The organism is Haemophilus parainfluenzae (assembly GCF_036288925.1).
Classification (GTDB): Bacteria; Pseudomonadota; Gammaproteobacteria; order Enterobacterales; family Pasteurellaceae; genus Haemophilus_D.
This window is the reverse complement of the sequence record NZ_CP127167.1, coordinates 2,201,029-2,218,130: the sequence shown is the minus strand read 5'-3', so window position 1 is coordinate 2,218,130 and position 17,102 is coordinate 2,201,029. Positions and strand designations below refer to the sequence as shown.

Annotated in this window: 18 protein-coding genes; 8 read left to right on the top strand and 10 right to left on the bottom strand. The window is 38.0% G+C overall.

The features are described from left to right. Positions 1-234: 234 nt before the first annotated feature. From arsB to QQS40_RS11100, 9 genes are all read right to left on the bottom strand, one after another. Positions 235-1,275: an ACR3 family arsenite efflux transporter gene (arsB, locus tag QQS40_RS11140; protein WP_289901412.1), complete on the bottom strand. Its 1,041-nt coding sequence runs from the start codon at positions 1,273-1,275 to the stop codon at positions 235-237. An 88-nt stretch (positions 1,276-1,363) separates the two neighbouring features. Further along, entirely contained in the window at positions 1,364-3,217 is a 1,854-nt protein-coding gene (gene arsA / locus QQS40_RS11135; protein WP_329505336.1) for an arsenical pump-driving ATPase, read from the bottom strand. Further along, positions 3,108-3,530 carry an arsenite efflux transporter metallochaperone ArsD gene (gene arsD, locus QQS40_RS11130; RefSeq protein WP_289901410.1) on the bottom strand — a complete coding sequence of 141 codons (423 nt, stop codon included), beginning with the start codon at positions 3,528-3,530 and terminating at the stop codon, positions 3,108-3,110. Before arsD ends, arsA begins: the two co-directional genes overlap by 110 nt. A gap of 96 nt (positions 3,531-3,626) precedes the next feature. Continuing rightward, complete coding sequence (locus tag QQS40_RS11125) at positions 3,627-3,908, bottom strand: ArsR/SmtB family transcription factor (protein ID WP_005662456.1); 282 nt, start codon at positions 3,906-3,908, stop codon at positions 3,627-3,629. Positions 3,909-4,302: 394 nt separating this feature from the next. Beyond that, positions 4,303-5,136 carry a metal ABC transporter permease gene (locus QQS40_RS11120; protein WP_420485553.1) on the bottom strand — a complete coding sequence of 278 codons (834 nt, stop codon included), beginning with the start codon at positions 5,134-5,136 and terminating at the stop codon, positions 4,303-4,305. Then, entirely contained in the window at positions 5,129-5,980 is an 852-nt protein-coding gene (locus QQS40_RS11115) for a metal ABC transporter permease (protein WP_297567499.1), read from the bottom strand. The genes QQS40_RS11120 and QQS40_RS11115 overlap by 8 nt, the downstream gene beginning before the upstream one ends. Before the next feature lie 3 nt (positions 5,981-5,983). Continuing rightward, a complete protein-coding gene (locus QQS40_RS11110; RefSeq protein ID WP_049385015.1) occupies positions 5,984-6,880 on the bottom strand; it encodes a manganese/iron ABC transporter ATP-binding protein in 897 nt (298 codons plus the stop codon). Further along, positions 6,880-7,761 (bottom strand): metal ABC transporter substrate-binding protein, encoded by an 882-nt coding sequence (locus QQS40_RS11105; protein WP_049364985.1) that lies wholly within the window; start codon positions 7,759-7,761, stop codon positions 6,880-6,882. The genes QQS40_RS11110 and QQS40_RS11105 overlap by 1 nt, the downstream gene beginning before the upstream one ends. A gap of 153 nt (positions 7,762-7,914) precedes the next feature. Further along, positions 7,915-8,790, bottom strand: coding sequence for a D-alanyl-D-alanine carboxypeptidase family protein (locus tag QQS40_RS11100; protein ID WP_329505329.1), 876 nt, complete (start codon positions 8,788-8,790; stop codon positions 7,915-7,917). A gap of 301 nt (positions 8,791-9,091) precedes the next feature. Between QQS40_RS11100 and rlmN the strand changes: the two genes are divergently transcribed. From rlmN to QQS40_RS11065, 7 genes are all read left to right on the top strand, one after another. Beyond that, on the top strand, positions 9,092-10,240 hold the full coding sequence (gene rlmN, locus QQS40_RS11095) for a dual-specificity RNA methyltransferase RlmN (RefSeq protein WP_197542296.1): 1,149 nt from the start codon (positions 9,092-9,094) through the stop codon (positions 10,238-10,240). A gap of 69 nt (positions 10,241-10,309) precedes the next feature. Continuing rightward, a complete protein-coding gene (gene pilW / locus QQS40_RS11090) occupies positions 10,310-10,852 on the top strand; it encodes a type IV pilus biogenesis/stability protein PilW (protein ID WP_329505325.1) in 543 nt (180 codons plus the stop codon). A gap of 67 nt (positions 10,853-10,919) precedes the next feature. Next, positions 10,920-11,942 (top strand): RodZ domain-containing protein, encoded by a 1,023-nt coding sequence (locus QQS40_RS11085; protein WP_329505323.1) that lies wholly within the window; start codon positions 10,920-10,922, stop codon positions 11,940-11,942. An 18-nt stretch (positions 11,943-11,960) separates the two neighbouring features. Further along, entirely contained in the window at positions 11,961-13,067 is a 1,107-nt protein-coding gene (gene ispG / locus QQS40_RS11080; RefSeq protein ID WP_005695590.1) for a flavodoxin-dependent (E)-4-hydroxy-3-methylbut-2-enyl-diphosphate synthase, read from the top strand. 9 nt (positions 13,068-13,076) lie between these two features. Beyond that, entirely contained in the window at positions 13,077-14,348 is a 1,272-nt protein-coding gene (gene hisS / locus QQS40_RS11075; RefSeq protein WP_329505321.1) for a histidine--tRNA ligase, read from the top strand. Positions 14,349-14,366: 18 nt separating this feature from the next. Next, on the top strand, positions 14,367-14,981 hold the full coding sequence (locus tag QQS40_RS11070; RefSeq protein ID WP_049356996.1) for a YfgM family protein: 615 nt from the start codon (positions 14,367-14,369) through the stop codon (positions 14,979-14,981). A gap of 51 nt (positions 14,982-15,032) precedes the next feature. Further along, entirely contained in the window at positions 15,033-15,476 is a 444-nt protein-coding gene (locus QQS40_RS11065) for a methyltransferase family protein (protein ID WP_049356994.1), read from the top strand. 53 nt (positions 15,477-15,529) lie between these two features. Here QQS40_RS11065 and sodA read toward each other — a convergent pair whose 3' ends face one another. Further along, positions 15,530-16,177 carry a superoxide dismutase [Mn] gene (sodA, locus tag QQS40_RS11060; protein WP_128787023.1) on the bottom strand — a complete coding sequence of 216 codons (648 nt, stop codon included), beginning with the start codon at positions 16,175-16,177 and terminating at the stop codon, positions 15,530-15,532. A 283-nt stretch (positions 16,178-16,460) separates the two neighbouring features. On the opposite strand from sodA, the gene ccmA reads away from it, so the two are divergent. Next, entirely contained in the window at positions 16,461-17,102 is a 642-nt protein-coding gene (ccmA, locus tag QQS40_RS11055; protein ID WP_329505317.1) for a cytochrome c biogenesis heme-transporting ATPase CcmA, read from the top strand.

Genomic DNA, 17,102 nt, shown 5'->3' with positions numbered 1-17,102 from the left:
GTTAAGACATTTCAAAATGATTTAAGCGCAAGGTCGCTTTGGTTTTCTTGGTAATCCTTCCATCTCCTAATGGGTATAAGAAAAGCCCTAAAGGTTTCCCTCCAAGGCTTATATTATATTTCTTGGTGATTATATAGTACCACAGACTATAGATGGACATTCTAAGACATATATCTGATCTAGCATTTTGTAAATTAACACTACTTGATTGTTGCTAGCAGTTTTAACTCATATTCAACGATTAAATTTATTTTCCATAGAATTGGCAAACTTTACCAAGGCTAACATAACAGGAACCTCAACCAGAACACCTACTACAGTTGTTAGCGTAGCTCCTGATACTAACCCAAATAGAGATATAGAAACTGCAACAGACAGCTCAAAAAAGTTAGATGCACCAATCATGCCACATGGTGCTGCAATTGAATATGGTAGCTTTGCTAAATATGCCATGAAAAATGTTATTGCAAATATAAACAAAGTTTGAATTATCAAAGGAATTGCAATAAGGATAATATTTAGTGGCTGATCCAATATCTTCTGTCCTTGAAATGAAAATATTATAATCAACGTCAACAATAATCCCATCATAGTGTATTTATCAAATGCAGGGATAAAAGTTTTATTTAGGTAGTCTTCCCCTTTATTTTTAATGATTATACTTCTAGTTACCATGCTTAAAATAAGAGGAACAACAATAAATAATACAATGGACAATAAAAGTGTTCCCCATGGAATATTTATATCTCCAACCTTTAATAAGAAACTCACAATTGGTATATATGCAATCAAAATAATTAAGTCGTTACTAGCTACCTGTACTAAGGTATAACCACTATCACCTCTTGTTAACTTGCTCCATACAAATACCATTGCGGTACATGGTGCAGCTCCGAGTAAAACCGCCCCAGCTAAATATTCTGATGCCAATTCCTTATTAATAAATCCTTTATAAATAATAAAGAAAAATAAGGAAGCGATTAAATACATAGTGAGTGGCTTAATGATCCAATTTACAAACCATGTAATAAATAGACCTTTAGGATTTTTTCCTATGTCTTTTATACTCTTAAAATCAATTTTCAACATCATTGGATAAATCATTATCCAAAGTAAAATTGTTGTTGGTATAGACACATTGTAGAACTCAAATTTTCCTAACCAATCTGGAATAGCAGGAAAATATTTCCCAATAAATATGCCTATTACCATACAAATTAACACCCAAAAAGTCAGGTTTTTCTCAAAAAAACCAATTCCATTTATTTTCTTCATTCCTAAATATCCTCAACTTTCTCAATTAATTTATGAACCTTACTTTCAATCGCTTTAATGGTTTTTAAACTCTTCATCATTTTTTCCCCTATATCTGATAAAGTTTGTCACCACAAAGGTCTTCTTTTGTCCATTCAATGACGGCTAGTTTTCCTGAAGTATGATCTAATATCTTGTTAATCCACTTAACTTCTTCATTTACTTTAGCAGATAACATCTTGTTACTAGGATTTGCTTTATACAAGGATGAATTAACAATCCACCAATTTGTATGAATTGATGCCCTTGTTAGATCTTCTTCTAATCGATATGCCTCATAAAATGGGGTAGCCTCCGCCAAGCTAACGATTAATACTTCTGTTTCCTCTCCCCTTAATCTAGGTAACAAGTTTTTTACAGATTCAGGTACCTGTCCTTGTGTTCTTTGAACTTCTTGATGATAACTTAAAGTTGAGTCTAATAATAACAAGGTATGACCCGTAGGAGCAGTATCAATCACCACTATTTCATCGTCTGCTTTTTCCACGAGCTCTGCAAAAGCTCTAAATACAGCTATTTCCTGTGTACATGGTGATCTTAAATTTTCCTCAATGTAAGCTACATCATCCTCACTCATTGTTTTTCTTGCATTTCCAAGTACTTCATCTTGATATTTTTTTAATTCTTCTTTTTCATCAATATGACTCATAGATATTCCACTTGAACTATCTATCATAAATTTGATATGGTCAGCGGGATCTGTTGTAGCCAGGTGTACCTTTTTACCAAGTTTGCTTAGTTTGATGGCAACAGAAGATGCAATAGTAGTCTTTCCTACACCGCCCTTGCCCATAGTAAAGATTACTTTTCTATTATTTTTTACAAGGTCACTAACAACATCATCTAAATTAAAGAGTTTGCCTTTTACTTCCACTTTTTGTTCATTTATTTGATCCTTCTTAAGGAGATTTCTTATAGAGTCAATTCCAGTAATGTTGTATGATCTCAAGGCAATTGTATAGGTATCAAACTCAGTTAACATCTCTGGCATATTTTCAAGGGCTAACTTTTGTTTGTTAAATATATTTTCAGATAAGTCATCATCATAATTTTCTAAGACACCATTAATCACTAATATTTGATTTTTTATTCCAATCTCAGATAGCTCCTTTGATGCTCTGGCTACCTCATTAAGTGGTGTTTTATCAGGCCTTGTAACTAATACTAGGGTTGTTAAACTCTTATCTGATAAATTTTCAACTGCCTTTTTATAGGTTTCTTTTTTAGTATCTAATCCTGATAACTGTCCTAAACAGGATGCGCCATGCGTACTTTCACTGATAAAATCAGTCCAAGCAGAAGGAAGTTGTAACATTCTAAGGGTATGACCTGTAGGTGCTGTATCAAATATAATATGGTTATAGTCTGTATTGAGCTTAGAATTTGTAATGAAATTAGAAAACTCATTAAAGGCAGCAATCTCTACTGTACAAGATCCAGATAGCTGTTCTTCCATGTTCTCAATAACAGAATCAGGCAATTTGCCTCTAAAAGGTCCAACTACACTTTCTTTATAGTTATGTGCCGCTTCCAATGGATCTAGATTGATTACTTCTAAATTATCTACGCCTTTGATTGGTTTTGCTTTACCGTCTAATTCTGTTTCAAAAACATCTTGAAGATTTGAAGCAGGGTCTGTACTAATAAGTAGTACTTTCTTTCCTTCATCTGCTAAAGCCACTGCTGTTGCACAAGCTGTAGATGTTTTACCAACCCCTCCCTTGCCTGTGAAAAATAGATATTTAGTTAATTTAATATCTGGAAGATTAAATTTCTTCATAATAAATCCCCCCTTAGCAACAAGAGTTATTATTTCCATAGCACCCTTGATTTGGTTCTTCATCTTCACTACAGCAAGAATCATTACCTGAAGAACAACAGCCATTTTGGTTACTACTTTCAAGATAATCTTTAGAGATTTGTAAAAGTTCCATTATTTCTTCATTCTTTGGATATCTGCCTTCTATGACTATATCGTCGTCCACAAGGATTAATGGCAGCCTATCGATTCCATTTTTATCCAAAGCATCTTTTACCTTGTTATTATTGACAAATGCCATTGGCTCACTTGATAAATTGTATCTTTCAATAGTGATACCATTTTTCTTCAAGTTGTTAATTACTGTTGAAATACGTACGAGTTCAGGATCGACATTAACTCCGCAAACACCGGTATCACAACACATAGCTGGTTCATAAATTGACATTCTTTTCATTTTTTACCCCTTTCTTCAATTTTTTGAATTAAACATTATTAATATATCAATTTTTTTTGATGTGAAGAGTATTTTTTTAGTTACCCTTAAGGGTAACTAATTTCTTGCTGTAGATGATAAAAACATCTGTATTATTTTTTGTCTTCCTTGTTCAGATATAGTGTAGTAAACCCACTTGCCTTCTTCTCTTGCTGTAACAATTCCTGACTCTATCAATATTTTCATATGGTATGACAAGCCTGATTGCGTTAAATCTAGTTTTTCTAGTAAAACACAGGCACATTCTTCCCCATTTTTTAATAAATCTAATATCTCTAGGCGAATTGCCACTGAAAAGGCTTTAAATATCTTTGCAGTTTTTACTAAATCTCTGTTCATAAAAGTCTTCATATCAAATTATTTTGATGTGTTGTTTGTATCACTAATTGTTCTTCTTGACAAGTCTTATTTCGTTAGATATCAAAAATGCTTCTGGATAATCTTGTCATCTAATATTATTGTAATTAATGTTAGTTTCTTTTATGTATATACTTGTGTCATGGAACATATAAGTTTATAGAATGACGTTACAAGCATCAAGCATCATCTATCCTTTTTATCAGACATCAAAACCATCTGTTCGTCAGTATCTTTGACTTAAATATTCCTCCCAAAATGTGTCCAAAATATTGACAGAATTCCAATTTGGACAATGATGAGCAAGTTGAAGCAGTGACATTGCTGGAACTCAATTCCTAATAAAAAAGCTAACATCTCTGTTAGCTTTTTTTATTTAGAAATTTAACCGCACTTTTATTTTGCTATAAATCAGTGCGAGCAAGAAGAACGCTGCTTGTAGCAAAATAATACATGCGCCCGTGGACGCATCAAAATGATAGCTAAGTAGCACGCCTAGTAGACTTGCAGTTACAGCACTGATGATCGCGATAACAAGCATCTTGTCGAAGCGATTCGTCAGGGTTAGTGCGGTGATGCCAGGCGCAATTAGCATCGCTACAACCAAAATAACCCCAACGACTTGCATCGTACTCACAATGGTGAGCGCGAGTAATGTGAGCAAGCCATAGTGCAGTAATTTCGGCGAGAGCCCCGCAACGCGAGCATGGCTAGGATCAAAGCAATAAAGCAGAAAATCACGACGCTTTAAGCCAAGCAAAATAAAAATAATCAAGGCGATAATAGCCGTTTGAATCAGCTCTTGTCTGCTTACACCCAATACGTTACCGAATAAGATGTGTGTGAGATGTTGTGAGGTTTGGATTTTAGTGAACAGCACCAACCCAATGGCAAACATCCCTGAAAATACAATCCCCATTGCGGTATCTTCTTTGATACGGCTGTTTTCTTTTAAATAACCGACACCTAAGGCACAGGCAATTCCAGAGACAAAGGCACCAATCACTAATGGAATACCCGCTAGAAAAGCTAAGACAATGCCAGGTAGGACAGCATGAGAAATGGCATCACCCATTAATGACCACCCTTTCAAGACCAAATAGCAGGAGAGTAGTGCACAAATAACCGCAACTACTAATGCGGTGAGTAGCGCATTTTGCATAAAGGCAAATTGAAATGGCTCAACGAAAATGGCGAACATCTCAGTCATAATCCACCACCTTACGCCGTTTTTGACTGATTAATCCGTATTTAGGCGAGAATAGAAAAGCCAATAAAAATAACAATGTTTGTAATGTTACGATGACACCACCTGTTGCACCATCCAGATAATAGCTTAAATAAACACCGACGAAACCAGTGATTCCGCCTAATGCTACGGCAATTTTGATCAGCGTTTTGAACTTGTCAGTAAGTAAATAGGCGGTTGCGCCTGGTGTTATTACCATCGCAATCACTAAAATCGCCCCGACAGTTTGTAATGCCGCAACGACACAAGCACTCAAGAGTGTAAAAAAGAGAACTTTGTAAAACAGTGGTGAAAGTCCAACTGTAATTGCTTGCGTTTCATCAAAGAAAATCAGCAATAGATCCTTCCAAAAAATAAGCAATAAGACCAAGCAAATCAACATAATAATGGCTACTTGATAAATATCTTCATCAGCAATCCCGAGGATATTGCCGAGAATGATGTTTTGCACATTTATCGAGGTCGGATTCAAGGAAATGATCAGTAAACCTAAGGCAAAAAAGGTACTAAAAATAAAGCCGATAACGGCATCTTCTTTGAGTTTAGAAATGGATTTGATCCATAAAATGGAAAGTGCGGCCAAAATGCCGGCAAAAAAAGCACCTAAAGCATAGGGGAGTGAAAAGGCATAAGCTATCGCCACACCCGGAACCACGGAATGAGAGAGCGCGTCGCCAATTAATGACCAACCTTTCAACATTAAATAGGCAGAAAGAAAGGCACAAATGCCACCAACTGTGGCACTTATCCACATGGCTTTTTGCATATATTCATAGGAGAAAGGTTCCAGTAAATATTCAAGCATGACTTATTCCTTGTCAGACGGAGGCAGACGACAGGATTTAACAGCCGTTGCAGGCGGATCATTTTTGGTTTCGCCATAGAAGACAACGGGACGTTCATCATCTGTGAGAACGGTTACCGCACGTTTATCTTCATCATTATGCAGATCTTCACCTAATAATTTGATGTGTCGTAATACACCACCAAAGACTTTTTCCAAATTATGCTGATTAAATGTATCTTCCGTTTTACCGGCTGCAATCACAGTACGGTTAATCATCACCACTTGGTCACAGAAGTCTGGTACAGAGCCTAAATTGTGGGTAGAGACTAAAATTAAATGGCCTTCAGCACGTAATTGGCGAAGGAGTTCCACAATCGCATTTTCAGTTTTAACATCCACACCCGTAAAAGGCTCATCGAGTAAGATAATCTTACTTTGCTGTGCTAATGCTCGAGCCAAAAATACGCGTTTTTTCTGTCCACCAGAAAGCTCGCCGATTTGTCGTTCAGCTAAATGCTCGATGTTTACCCGTTGCATCGCTTCGAGCACTTTTTGTTTGTCTTCAGCCTTTGGAATACGTAGAAAATTCATGTAGCCGTAGCGTCCCATCATGACAACATCATAAACGGAGACTGGAAATTGCCAATCGACTTCTTCCGCTTGCGGCACATAGGCAACCAAATTTTGTTTCAAAGCTCGATTAATTGGCAAACCACAAAGCGAAATATTGCCTTGTTGTGGTTTAATTAAGCCCATGATGCTTTTGAATAGCGTTGATTTTCCGCTCCCATTTACGCCGACAAGAGCACAGATGGTTCCCCCTTGTAATGCAAAGGTAACATCATAAATTGCAGTGTGCCCGTTGTTGTAACGCACGGTTACGTCATTAACGGAAATAGAAGCGGACAGTTCAGTCATTATTTTTCAAATCCTTTGACTATGGTGGATACAGTGACATTCAGTAAGTCAATATAAGTTGGTACAGGGCCATCAGCAGCAGAAAGGGAATCGACATAAAGTACGCCGCCGTACTTAGCACCGCTTTCTTTCGCTACCTGTTGAGCAGGTTTGGCTGACACGGTACTTTCACTAAATACCACTGGAATGTGATTTTTTTTCACTAAATCGATAAGTTTACGCACTTGTTGAGGCGTACCTTGTTGTTCAGCGTTAATTGGCCATAAATAGCCTTCTTTGAGATCGTAATCTTTCGCTAAATAACTAAAGGCGCCTTCACTAGTCACTAACCAACGTTGGTCGGCAGGAATCTGTGAGAGTTTTTCACGTAAAGGTTTATCGAGCTGTTTGATTTTTTCTGCATACGCCGCTGCATTTTTTTGATAAGTATCAGCATTTTGCGGATCGTATTTAACTAATGCATTTTTGATATTTTCGACATAAATCAACGCATTAGATGGCGACATCCAAGCGTGTGGGTTAGGGGCATCTTTATAAGGGCCTTCATAAATAGAAAGTGGCGTGACGCCTTCGGTTACCACAACGGCTGGTTTATCTTTGATATTTTGGAAGAAACGCTCAAACCAACGCTCTAAATTTAATCCGTTCCATAAAATTAAATCAGCAGATTGAGCTTTTACAATATCTTTAGGGGTCGGTTCATACTCGTGAATTTCTGCACCAGGTTTGGTGATAGATTCCACCGTCGCGGCATCGCCCGCAACATTTTGTGCGATATCCTGAATAACCGTAAATGTGGTCACCACTTTAAATTTCGCTTCGGCTTGTAAAGCTGCTAAACCTAGAGCGATAACAGATAGGCTTTTAAATAAATGTTTCATGAGATTTCCTTAAAAATAATGATGAATTAGCATTCTGCATAATAATATCATTTTTTACAAGCTTTTTAAATGAAAATAATTATCAAATCGATAGGTGATTAAAATTAAAAAGCGGAAAATTTTGTGCAAAATTGACCGCTCTTTTTGAAATGATTAACCACCAACTTGTTGAATTAGGCGATCCATACCCGCTTCATCATAGCCTTCTTCATATTGGGCTTCATCAACAGTAAAGTTGTGCATGCTACGCCCTGCGATACAACCGTATTGTTCCAATTTTCCTTTAGTAAAGTTAGTACGAAACGCAGATGAATGGTTATTTAAACTGATCACCCCAATGGTCGCGCGATTACATGGATTTTTATTCACAAAGACTAAATTATAGCCAGATTCGCGAATGTAACCAGTTTTATTAATTGCCGCATCAAACACTTCTTCACGCACTAATTTATTGGTGTTTTTAACAAAAACACTGCGTCCGCCTGCTTGAATGAAAGCACTTGGCATATTCGAGATGTTTTTGATTTGTGCTTTGTTAAGAGAGTATTTAGCCAATTTAACCAGATCCATCACACTTGAAATGTTACTGTCAGATAAACCTGAGCTATCTGAAAAGCGGGTAGAGCGCATACCTAATTCTCTCGCTTTCTCATTCATTTTTTGAATAAATTGCAAACGACTCATGCCCGCAGAGCGAGAAAGTGCATGGGCAGCATAGTTATCAGAATGAACGAGCATTGCTTTTAACAATTCATTACAAGAAATTGGCGTATATTTAGGTAATTTTGTATGAGTGCCTTTGATGTAATCGAAATCATCGTCTGTAATTGAGGCTGTACAGTTTGTGTTTCGATTATTTTCAAGAAACACATTCGCCGTCATTAATTTGGTGACAGATGCGATAGGTTGCACATGATTAGGTGAGCTACTTTCGAGCACGCGATCATGGGTGAAATCATATACGATATAAGATTGTGCCGTTGCGACTGCGGGTACTAAACACAATACAGAAAGAACTTTTTTTAACATATCTTCAATATAGCTAACTCAGAGAATAAAACGAAGTGCACATTCTATCAGTTTTTGTAGGGGTTTGGGATGTATGAAAGATAAAAAATTCGAAGTTTTTTAACCGCACTTTTTTCTTTTGTTTTTTTGATTTTTGCGATGCGGATCGCAAATAAGTGCGGTCAAAATTTTCGTTGTTTTTTAAATCTGCTAGCTTATCTGTCGGTAAATCTGTAAAATCTCGGCTCATTTTTAATATGCGAATTTTTTGTTGCTCAATTCTGAGTAACATCATCGCCGTAATGTGTAATAACGAGGCTTTATGTTAGAACAACCCCTTTTATCCGAAACGAATACAAAAAAGATTAACTTAATGGATTTAACGCGTCAGCAGATGCGTGAGTTTTTTGCTGAATTAGGCGAGAAACCATTTCGTGCGGATCAATTAGTGAAATGGATTTATCATTTTGGCGAAGATAACTTCGACAATATGACCAATATTAATAAAAAATTACGAGAAAAATTAAAAGCGGTCGCGGAAATTAAAGCGCCAGAAGTGGCGGTTGAGCAACGCTCTGCGGATGGTACCATTAAATGGGCGATGCAGGTAGGTGAACAGCAAGTTGAAACGGTCTATATTCCTGAAGCAGATCGCGCAACGCTTTGTGTCTCTTCTCAAGTAGGCTGTGCGTTAGCTTGTACTTTTTGTTCGACAGCACAGCAAGGCTTTAACCGTAATTTAACGGTGTCTGAAATTATTGGGCAGGTTTGGCGTGCATCAAAAATTATCGGTAATTTTGGTGTGACGGGTGTTCGTCCGATTACCAATGTGGTGATGATGGGCATGGGTGAGCCATTACTAAATGTGGCCAATGTTGTACCCGCGATGGAAATTATGCTGGATGATTTCGCGTATGGGTTATCGAAAAGACGCGTGACGTTATCTACTTCTGGTGTCGTGCCAGCACTCGATATGTTACGTGATAAGATTGATGTGGCATTAGCGATTTCACTTCACGCACCGAACGATGAGTTGCGCGATGAAATTATGCCGATCAATAAAAAATATAACATCAAGATGTTGATGGATTCGGTGCATAGATACTTAGAAGTATCAAATGCTAACCATGGTAAAGTGACTATTGAATATGTGTTATTAGATCATGTGAATGATGGCACAGAGCATGCGCATCAATTAGCCAAAGTATTAAAGAATACCCCATGTAAAATTAATTTGATCCCATGGAACCCGTTCCCAGAAGCGCCTTATGGTAAAAGCTCAAATAGCCGTGTCGATCGTTTCCAAAAAACATTAATGGAATACGGTTTTACGGTGATTGTACGCAAAACTCGTGGTGATGATATTGATGCCGCTTGTGGTCAGTTGGCAGGAGATGTGATCGACCGAACCAAACGTACAGCAATGAAACGTAAGTTTGGCGAAGGTATTGACGTAAAAGCGGTTAACTAAGCTAAATATAGCAATACTTGTAAAGGGAAAATGGTCTAGCTAAGAGTGATAAGATAGAGGAGTGATAAGATGAAATTAATCCCAATTAACATTCTAAGTGCGGTCATTTTTCCTTTTGTTTTTTCTGCTTGCGTCTCTCAGTCTTCTGTTGATTTTAATAAACAACAAGCAGCAAAAGCGCGCGTTGAATTGGCATTAGGCTATCTGCAACAAGAGGATTTTGTTCAAGCAAAACTTAACTTAGATAAAGCCTTTGAACATGATGAACGCTATTATCTTGTGCACTCGGCACTTGCGCATTTTTATCAATTACAAGGCGATACGGAAAAAGCGAAGCAAGCTTATTTACTGGCGATTAAGTTAGATGATAAGCAAGGCGATGTGTATAACAACTTTGGTGCATTTCTATGTGGGCAAGGTGAGTTTGAACAAGCTTATTCACAATTTAATGCGGCACTCGCTGCACCAAATTATTATCATCAAGCAGATACCTACGAAAACATGGCACTTTGTGCTTTTGCCGGAAAACAAACCGATGCTTATCAACAGGCATTGGAGAAATTACGCCAAGTTGATCCTTCTAGAGCGGAAAAGCTCCGTTCACTCAAATAATCATTGCCAAAAGCCCCTTTCGACTTTAGAATTTAGCATTTAGTTTTCCATTTTTGTTTGGGTGCTTATGAATACAATTGTCGAACCAATCGAAATATCCTTTGGTGATAAACTTCGCAAGACGCGAGAATCCTTAAACTTATCTTTAGAAGATGTAGCAAAAGCAACGTCTTTACGTCCAAATATTTTAGAAAAGTTAGAGAATAATGAGTTTGTACAAAAAAATGTACCTGCTACTTTTCTAAAGGGTTATCTTCGTAGCTATACTAAATTTTTGCGTATTCCTGAAAGCGAATGGGCAAATTTAGATTTTGGTGAAGTACCTAAAAATGATTTAGATAAAAATATGCGGACAATGCGTTCAGTTAATCAATATGCTCCTCATGGTCGCTGGGTTGGGTTATTAACTTCGCTTGTTTTACTTATTGTGGTTGGAATGACCGCATTATGGTGGTGGCAAAATTATCAAAAATCAAATGAAGAGCGTGATAATTTAGTGCAAACTTACGTTGAAAAAGAAAAAACAGCAGAAGTGCCGGTAACTCATTTGAATGAAATTCCTGTCGTGGTAAATAGCCATCCTACTGTGTCAACCAATAAAACTGCGTCTGTAACGGAAGCAACAAATAATGCCGTTGTTGAACCAGTTGTTTCAACGACTCAAGAAAATCAAGCTAAAACAGTAAACGCAGATGTTTCAACCGCAGCAACTTCAGCGCCTACTGTTGAACAAGCTCAAGCAGCGGTTGTGGAACAAACGTTACCTAATACAGAACCAACAACAGAGAAAACTATACCAGATATACAAAGTGCGGTTGAAAATCCTGCTATTTCTGAAGCTCAAACTACAGCGAAAGGCGATCTCGTTATTGAGATCACGAAAAATTCAAGTTGGATTAGTGTGAAAGACCAAAACCGTAAAGTATTAGCGCAAAAAGAATATAAACAAGGTGAGAACTTAACCTTTAATGGTGATAAATATGCGTTAATTATTGGGGCGCCAGGTAACGTGCGCATTACTTATAAAGGCGAAGCGTATCCGCTTACAGTTGATGGCCGAGTGGCTAAATTTAAATTACCAAAACCTTAACGAATAATTTACGAAAAAATGTCAGCAGTAAAACCTACGATCAAACGTCGTGAATCGACAAAAATTTATGTGGGCAATGTACCAATCGGTGGAGATGCACCGATTGCCGTACAATCCATGACAAATACTCGCACAACTGATGTTGAAGCAACCGTTGCGCAGATTAAATCTTTGGAACGTGTCGGTGCAGATATTGTGCGCGTTTCTGTGCCAACTATGGATGCCGCCGAAGCCTTTAAAATCATTAAACAACAAGTGAATGTGCCATTAGTGGCAGATATTCATTTCGACTATCGCATTGCGTTAAAAGTCGCTGAATATGGGGTGGATTGCTTACGTATTAATCCAGGCAATATCGGTCGTGAAGATCGTATTCGTGCTGTGGTGGATTGTGCGCGTGATAAAAATATCCCGATCCGTATCGGTGTCAATGCAGGCTCATTAGAAAAAGATATCCAAGAGAAATTTGGTGAACCAACACCAGAAGCCTTATTAGAATCAGCCTTACGCCATGTTGAGATTTTAGATCGTTTAAACTTTGATCAATTTAAGGTGAGCGTAAAAGCATCCGATGTCTTTCTCGCGGTGGAATCTTACCGTTTACTCGCCAAAGCCATTAAACAGCCATTACATTTAGGTATTACAGAAGCGGGTGGTGCACGTGCGGGTTCAGTGAAATCAGCCATTGGATTAGGAATGTTGTTAGCAGAAGGCATTGGTGATACCTTACGTGTCTCTTTAGCTGCCGATCCTGTAGAAGAAATCAAAGTTGGTTTTGATATTTTGAAATCGTTACGTATTCGTTCTCGCGGGATTAACTTTATTGCTTGTCCAACTTGCTCTCGCCAAGAGTTTGATGTGATCGGCACGGTGAATGCACTGGAGCAACGTTTAGAAGATATTATTACCCCAATGGATGTGTCTATTATTGGTTGTGTGGTAAATGGTCCAGGTGAAGCATTAGTGTCTGACCTAGGTGTTACCGGTGGTAATAAGAAAAGTGGCTATTATTTAGATGGCGAGCGTCAAAAAGAACGTTTCGATAACGACGCGATTATTGACCAATTAGAAGCAAAAATTCGTGCCAAAGTTGCACAACAAGATCCAAAAAATCGAATTATTTAAGGAAGACTCGTGGCAAAAAATATTCAAGCAATTCGTGGGATGAACGACTGTTCCCCAACTGAATCTCCACTTTGGCAATGGATTGAGGGGCAGGTTCGCCAAATTTTAAGTAGCTACGGCTATTCAGAAGTGCGTATGCCAATCGTGGAAAGTACGCCATTATTTGCTCGTGCAATCGGTGAAGTCACAGATGTCGTCTCAAAAGAGATGTACACGTTCTGGGATAATGATGAACAATTAACGCTTCGTCCGGAAGGTACGGCAGGATGCGTGCGTGCTGCGATTGAACACGGTTGGATTTACAACAATGAACAACGTTTATGGTATATGGGACCAATGTTCCGTCATGAACGTCCACAAAAAGGTCGTTACCGTCAATTCCACCAAGCTGGTGTCGAAGTATTTGGTATCGCAACCCCTGAAATTGATGCTGAGTTAATTATTTTAACAGCACGTTTATGGAAAGCCTTAGGTATTGATCAACATGTTTCTCTTCAATTAAATTCTATTGGTTCATTAGAAGCACGTGCAAACTATCGTTCTGCATTAGTAGCCTTCTTAGAAAATCACCAAGATTTAATGAGCGAAGAAGAGAAAGAACGTCTTGTAAAAAATCCCTTACGTATTTTGGATACTAAAAATCAAGCATTACAAGATGTATTGGACGGTGCACCAAAATTATTGGATTATTTAGACGATGAAAGTCGCGAGCATTTTGCGCAGTTATGTGGTCTATTAGATGCGGTTGGTATTCAATATGAAATTAATCCCAAATTGGTTCGTGGTTTAGACTATTATAACAAAACCGTATTTGAATGGGTGACTTCAGCATTAGGTGCGCAAGGCACGGTATGTGGTGGTGGACGCTATGACGGCTTAGTTGAACAACTTGGTGGCCACGCAACAAGTGGTGTTGGTTTCGCAATGGGCTTAGAGCGTTTAGTGCTGCTCGTTCAAGAAGTGAATAAATCGATTCCGGTAAAAAGTGCGGTAGATATTTACGTTGTTTATCAAGGTGAAGGTACAACATTAGCCGCATTCCAACTAGCGGAAAAACTTCGCTCAGAATTACCGCACTTAAGTACAATGTTGCATTGCAGCGGTGGTAACTTTAAAAAACAATTTAAACGCGCAGATAAGTCTGGTGCGACTCTAGCCCTTGTACTTGGCGAAAGTGAAGTGCAAAATAATCAAGTTGTGGTAAAACACTTACTTGGTGCAGCAGATCAGCAAACCGTTGATGTGGACAATTTAATTGAACACGTGAAAGCCCAATTTTAATTTTAGAAGGATAGGAAAATGGCATATACCATTGAAGAAGAACAAGAACTGAACCAGTTAAAAGAATGGTGGAAAGACAATGGCAAAACCATTATTGCTGCTTTTATTCTTGGTGTAGGCGGGATGTTGGGCTGGCGTTATTGGCAGTCTTATCAAGCCAATCAAATCATGCAAGCGTCTGCTGAATATGATGCTCTAGTTTATACTGCAAACAAAGATGCCGCGGCACAACAAGCTAAAGTGGCTGAATTTGTGAAAGCGCATGATAAAACCAGCTATGCGGTATTTAGCTTACTCGATGAAGCAAAAGGTTTCGTTGCAAAACAAGATTACGCCTCTGCTGAAAATAGCTTAAAACAAGCGATTGCTCAATCACAAGATGATATCTTAACGTCTCTTGCAGCGCTTCGTTTGTCTGCCGTACAATTCCAACAAGGTCAATTTGATGCAGCATTAGCAAGTCTAAATCAAGTGAAAAGCCAAGGCTTTAGCGCGCGTAAAGATCTTTTAGCGGGCGATATTCAAGTCGCAAAAGGCGATGTGAATGGTGCTAAAGCAAGCTTTGAGAATGCACAAAAAAGCGGTAACCCGTTAGAAAAACAAATGGCGCAGATGAAATTAAATAATCTGTAATATTTTAATTAGCCCGAATTGCTCGGGCTTTTTTATTGGATTTTTGAGCTGATGATTCAGAAACCTATTGTGCCGCCACCCATCATTTTTATTGGCTGTGCACTTATTATGGCATATTTGCCTAATCCTTATCCACTCGAAATCAATGTATTAACAGTTTATCTGATTATATCGGTTTCTTCTGCCATCGCTTTTTTCAGCCTTTGGCAATTCTATAAGAGTAAAGCGAATATCAATCCAATTCACTTAGAAAAAAGTAATGTATTTGTGGTAAATGGTATTTATCGTTTTAGCCGTAACCCAATGTATTTAAGTTTAGCAGGCTTGTTAGTGGCATGGGCGCTTTATTTACAAAGTGCGGTCAGTTTTCTCGGTGTTTTTCTGTTTATTTATCTCATCACACAATGGCAAATAAAATCTGAAGAATACTGGCTAGAGAAGAAGTTTGGTGAGTCTTATTTGGCTTACAAGAAAAAAGTCAGACGTTGGATTTAACCAATAAAAAAATCGCCTAAAAATAGGCGATTTTTTTATATTTTGAGAAGCGATTATTTAGCTGCACATTCGCAATCTGCTAATTTTTTAGCAAAACGCTCTGCAACAAAATCCCAGTTTACGACGTTCCAGAATTCTTTGATATAGTCTGGACGACGATTTTGGAATTTCAAGTAGTAAGCGTGTTCCCAAACATCTAAACCTAAAAGTGGGAAGCCTTCACAACCTGCGATTTCTTTACCCATTAACGGAGAATCTTGGTTTGCGGTAGAAACAACAGATAATTTACCTTGGTTGATCACTAACCATGCCCAACCAGAACCGAAACGAGTCGCCGCCGCTTTTTCAAATTCAGCTTTGAAGTTTTCTACAGAACCGAAATCACGTTCGATAGCTGCTTTTAAATCACCTTGTAAAGTGGTGCCTTTTTTCAATGATTTCCAGAATAAGCTGTGGTTTGAGTGACCGCCTGCGTTGTTACGTAATGCAGTACGTTTTTCAGCTGGGATTTTGTCTAATTGGCTGATTAATTGACCTGAGCACATTTCAGAAAATTCAGCAGGTAAAGTTTCTAACACCGCGTTTGCATTGTTTACATAGGCTTGGTGGTGCTTAGTGTGGTGAATTTCCATTGTTTGTGCATCAAAATGTGGTTCTAACGCATCATAAGCGTAACCTAATTCAGGTAGAGTATAAGACATAATATGTTCCTTTTTTAAATGAAGTTAAGGTAATGTTTTTGATAAAACAACATCAAAAAGTAGTTAAATGGTAGCAGAAAATTTGATTTAGATCAGTAAATCTTTTAATTATTTGATTATCCGATGAATAGACTAGAAAAGCTTAATTTGTTTTAAATCAATAAACACACCGATCTACTTCTAAATAGTTATACCTTTTGGCTCTTAAAATCTCGTCAAAATTTCCCCTTGTGGTAGAATACCCGCTGATTTTTCACAAGATTTTATTTTTAAGGCTGAGACTATGTTTCCTGCTCATCAACTTCAATTAGAACAATTAGCGTGCCAGCGTGGCGATCGTGTGTTGTTCACTGATCTTTCACTGCAATTTCAAAGCGGTGATTTCGTACAAATTGAAGGGCACAATGGTATCGGCAAAACAAGTTTATTACGGATTTTAGCCGGCCTTGCACAGCCTGTAGAAGGTAAAGTGCGGTGGAATTTAGACGAAATTACAAAACAACGCGAAGAATACCATCATCAGCTACTTTATCTCGGTCATCATTCTGGTGTGAAACCTGAATTAACGGCATGGGAAAATTTAAAATTTTATCAGCAGATTAGTCAAAGCCAGCAAGGCACCGATATTTTATGGGATGTGCTTGAAACAGTGGGTTTACTGGGACGTGAAGATTTACCGGCTGCCCAACTTTCAGCCGGTCAGCAAAAGCGCATTGCCTTGGCAAGATTATGGATCTCTGAAGCGCCACTCTGGATTTTGGATGAACCTTTTACAGCAATAGACAAAAAAGGGGTTGAAGTTTTGACCGCACTTTTTGAAAATCATGCTAAAAAAGGTGGAATGGTGATTTTAACAAGCCATCAAGAAGTACCAAGTAGCCTATTGAAGAAAATCAATCTTGCTGATTATAAATATAACTCTTAG

Bases quoted from the DNA above. Each gene is read 5' to 3' on its own strand.
- QQS40_RS11085 (WP_329505323.1), top strand. From the start codon at position 10,920: ATGAATACAATTGTCGAACCAATCGAAATATCCTTTGGTGATAAACTT.
- QQS40_RS11065 (WP_049356994.1), top strand. From the start codon at position 15,033: ATGATTCAGAAACCTATTGTGCCGCCACCCATCATTTTTATTGGCTGT.
- pilW (WP_329505325.1), top strand. From the start codon at position 10,310: ATGAAATTAATCCCAATTAACATTCTAAGTGCGGTCATTTTTCCTTTT.
- sodA (WP_128787023.1), bottom strand. From the start codon at position 16,177: ATGTCTTATACTCTACCTGAATTAGGTTACGCTTATGATGCGTTAGAA.
- QQS40_RS11115 (WP_297567499.1), bottom strand. From the start codon at position 5,980: ATGCTTGAATATTTACTGGAACCTTTCTCCTATGAATATATGCAAAAA.
- QQS40_RS11120 (WP_420485553.1), bottom strand. From the start codon at position 5,136: ATGACTGAGATGTTCGCCATTTTCGTTGAGCCATTTCAATTTGCCTTT.
- QQS40_RS11105 (WP_049364985.1), bottom strand. From the start codon at position 7,761: ATGAAACATTTATTTAAAAGCCTATCTGTTATCGCTCTAGGTTTAGCA.
- ccmA (WP_329505317.1), top strand. From the start codon at position 16,461: ATGTTTCCTGCTCATCAACTTCAATTAGAACAATTAGCGTGCCAGCGT.
- arsD (WP_289901410.1), bottom strand. From the start codon at position 3,530: ATGAAAAGAATGTCAATTTATGAACCAGCTATGTGTTGTGATACCGGT.
- QQS40_RS11125 (WP_005662456.1), bottom strand. From the start codon at position 3,908: ATGAACAGAGATTTAGTAAAAACTGCAAAGATATTTAAAGCCTTTTCA.
- arsB (WP_289901412.1), bottom strand. From the start codon at position 1,275: ATGAAGAAAATAAATGGAATTGGTTTTTTTGAGAAAAACCTGACTTTT.
- rlmN (WP_197542296.1), top strand. From the start codon at position 9,092: ATGTTAGAACAACCCCTTTTATCCGAAACGAATACAAAAAAGATTAAC.
- QQS40_RS11100 (WP_329505329.1), bottom strand. From the start codon at position 8,790: ATGTTAAAAAAAGTTCTTTCTGTATTGTGTTTAGTACCCGCAGTCGCA.
- ispG (WP_005695590.1), top strand. From the start codon at position 11,961: ATGTCAGCAGTAAAACCTACGATCAAACGTCGTGAATCGACAAAAATT.
- QQS40_RS11070 (WP_049356996.1), top strand. From the start codon at position 14,367: ATGGCATATACCATTGAAGAAGAACAAGAACTGAACCAGTTAAAAGAA.
- QQS40_RS11110 (WP_049385015.1), bottom strand. From the start codon at position 6,880: ATGACTGAACTGTCCGCTTCTATTTCCGTTAATGACGTAACCGTGCGT.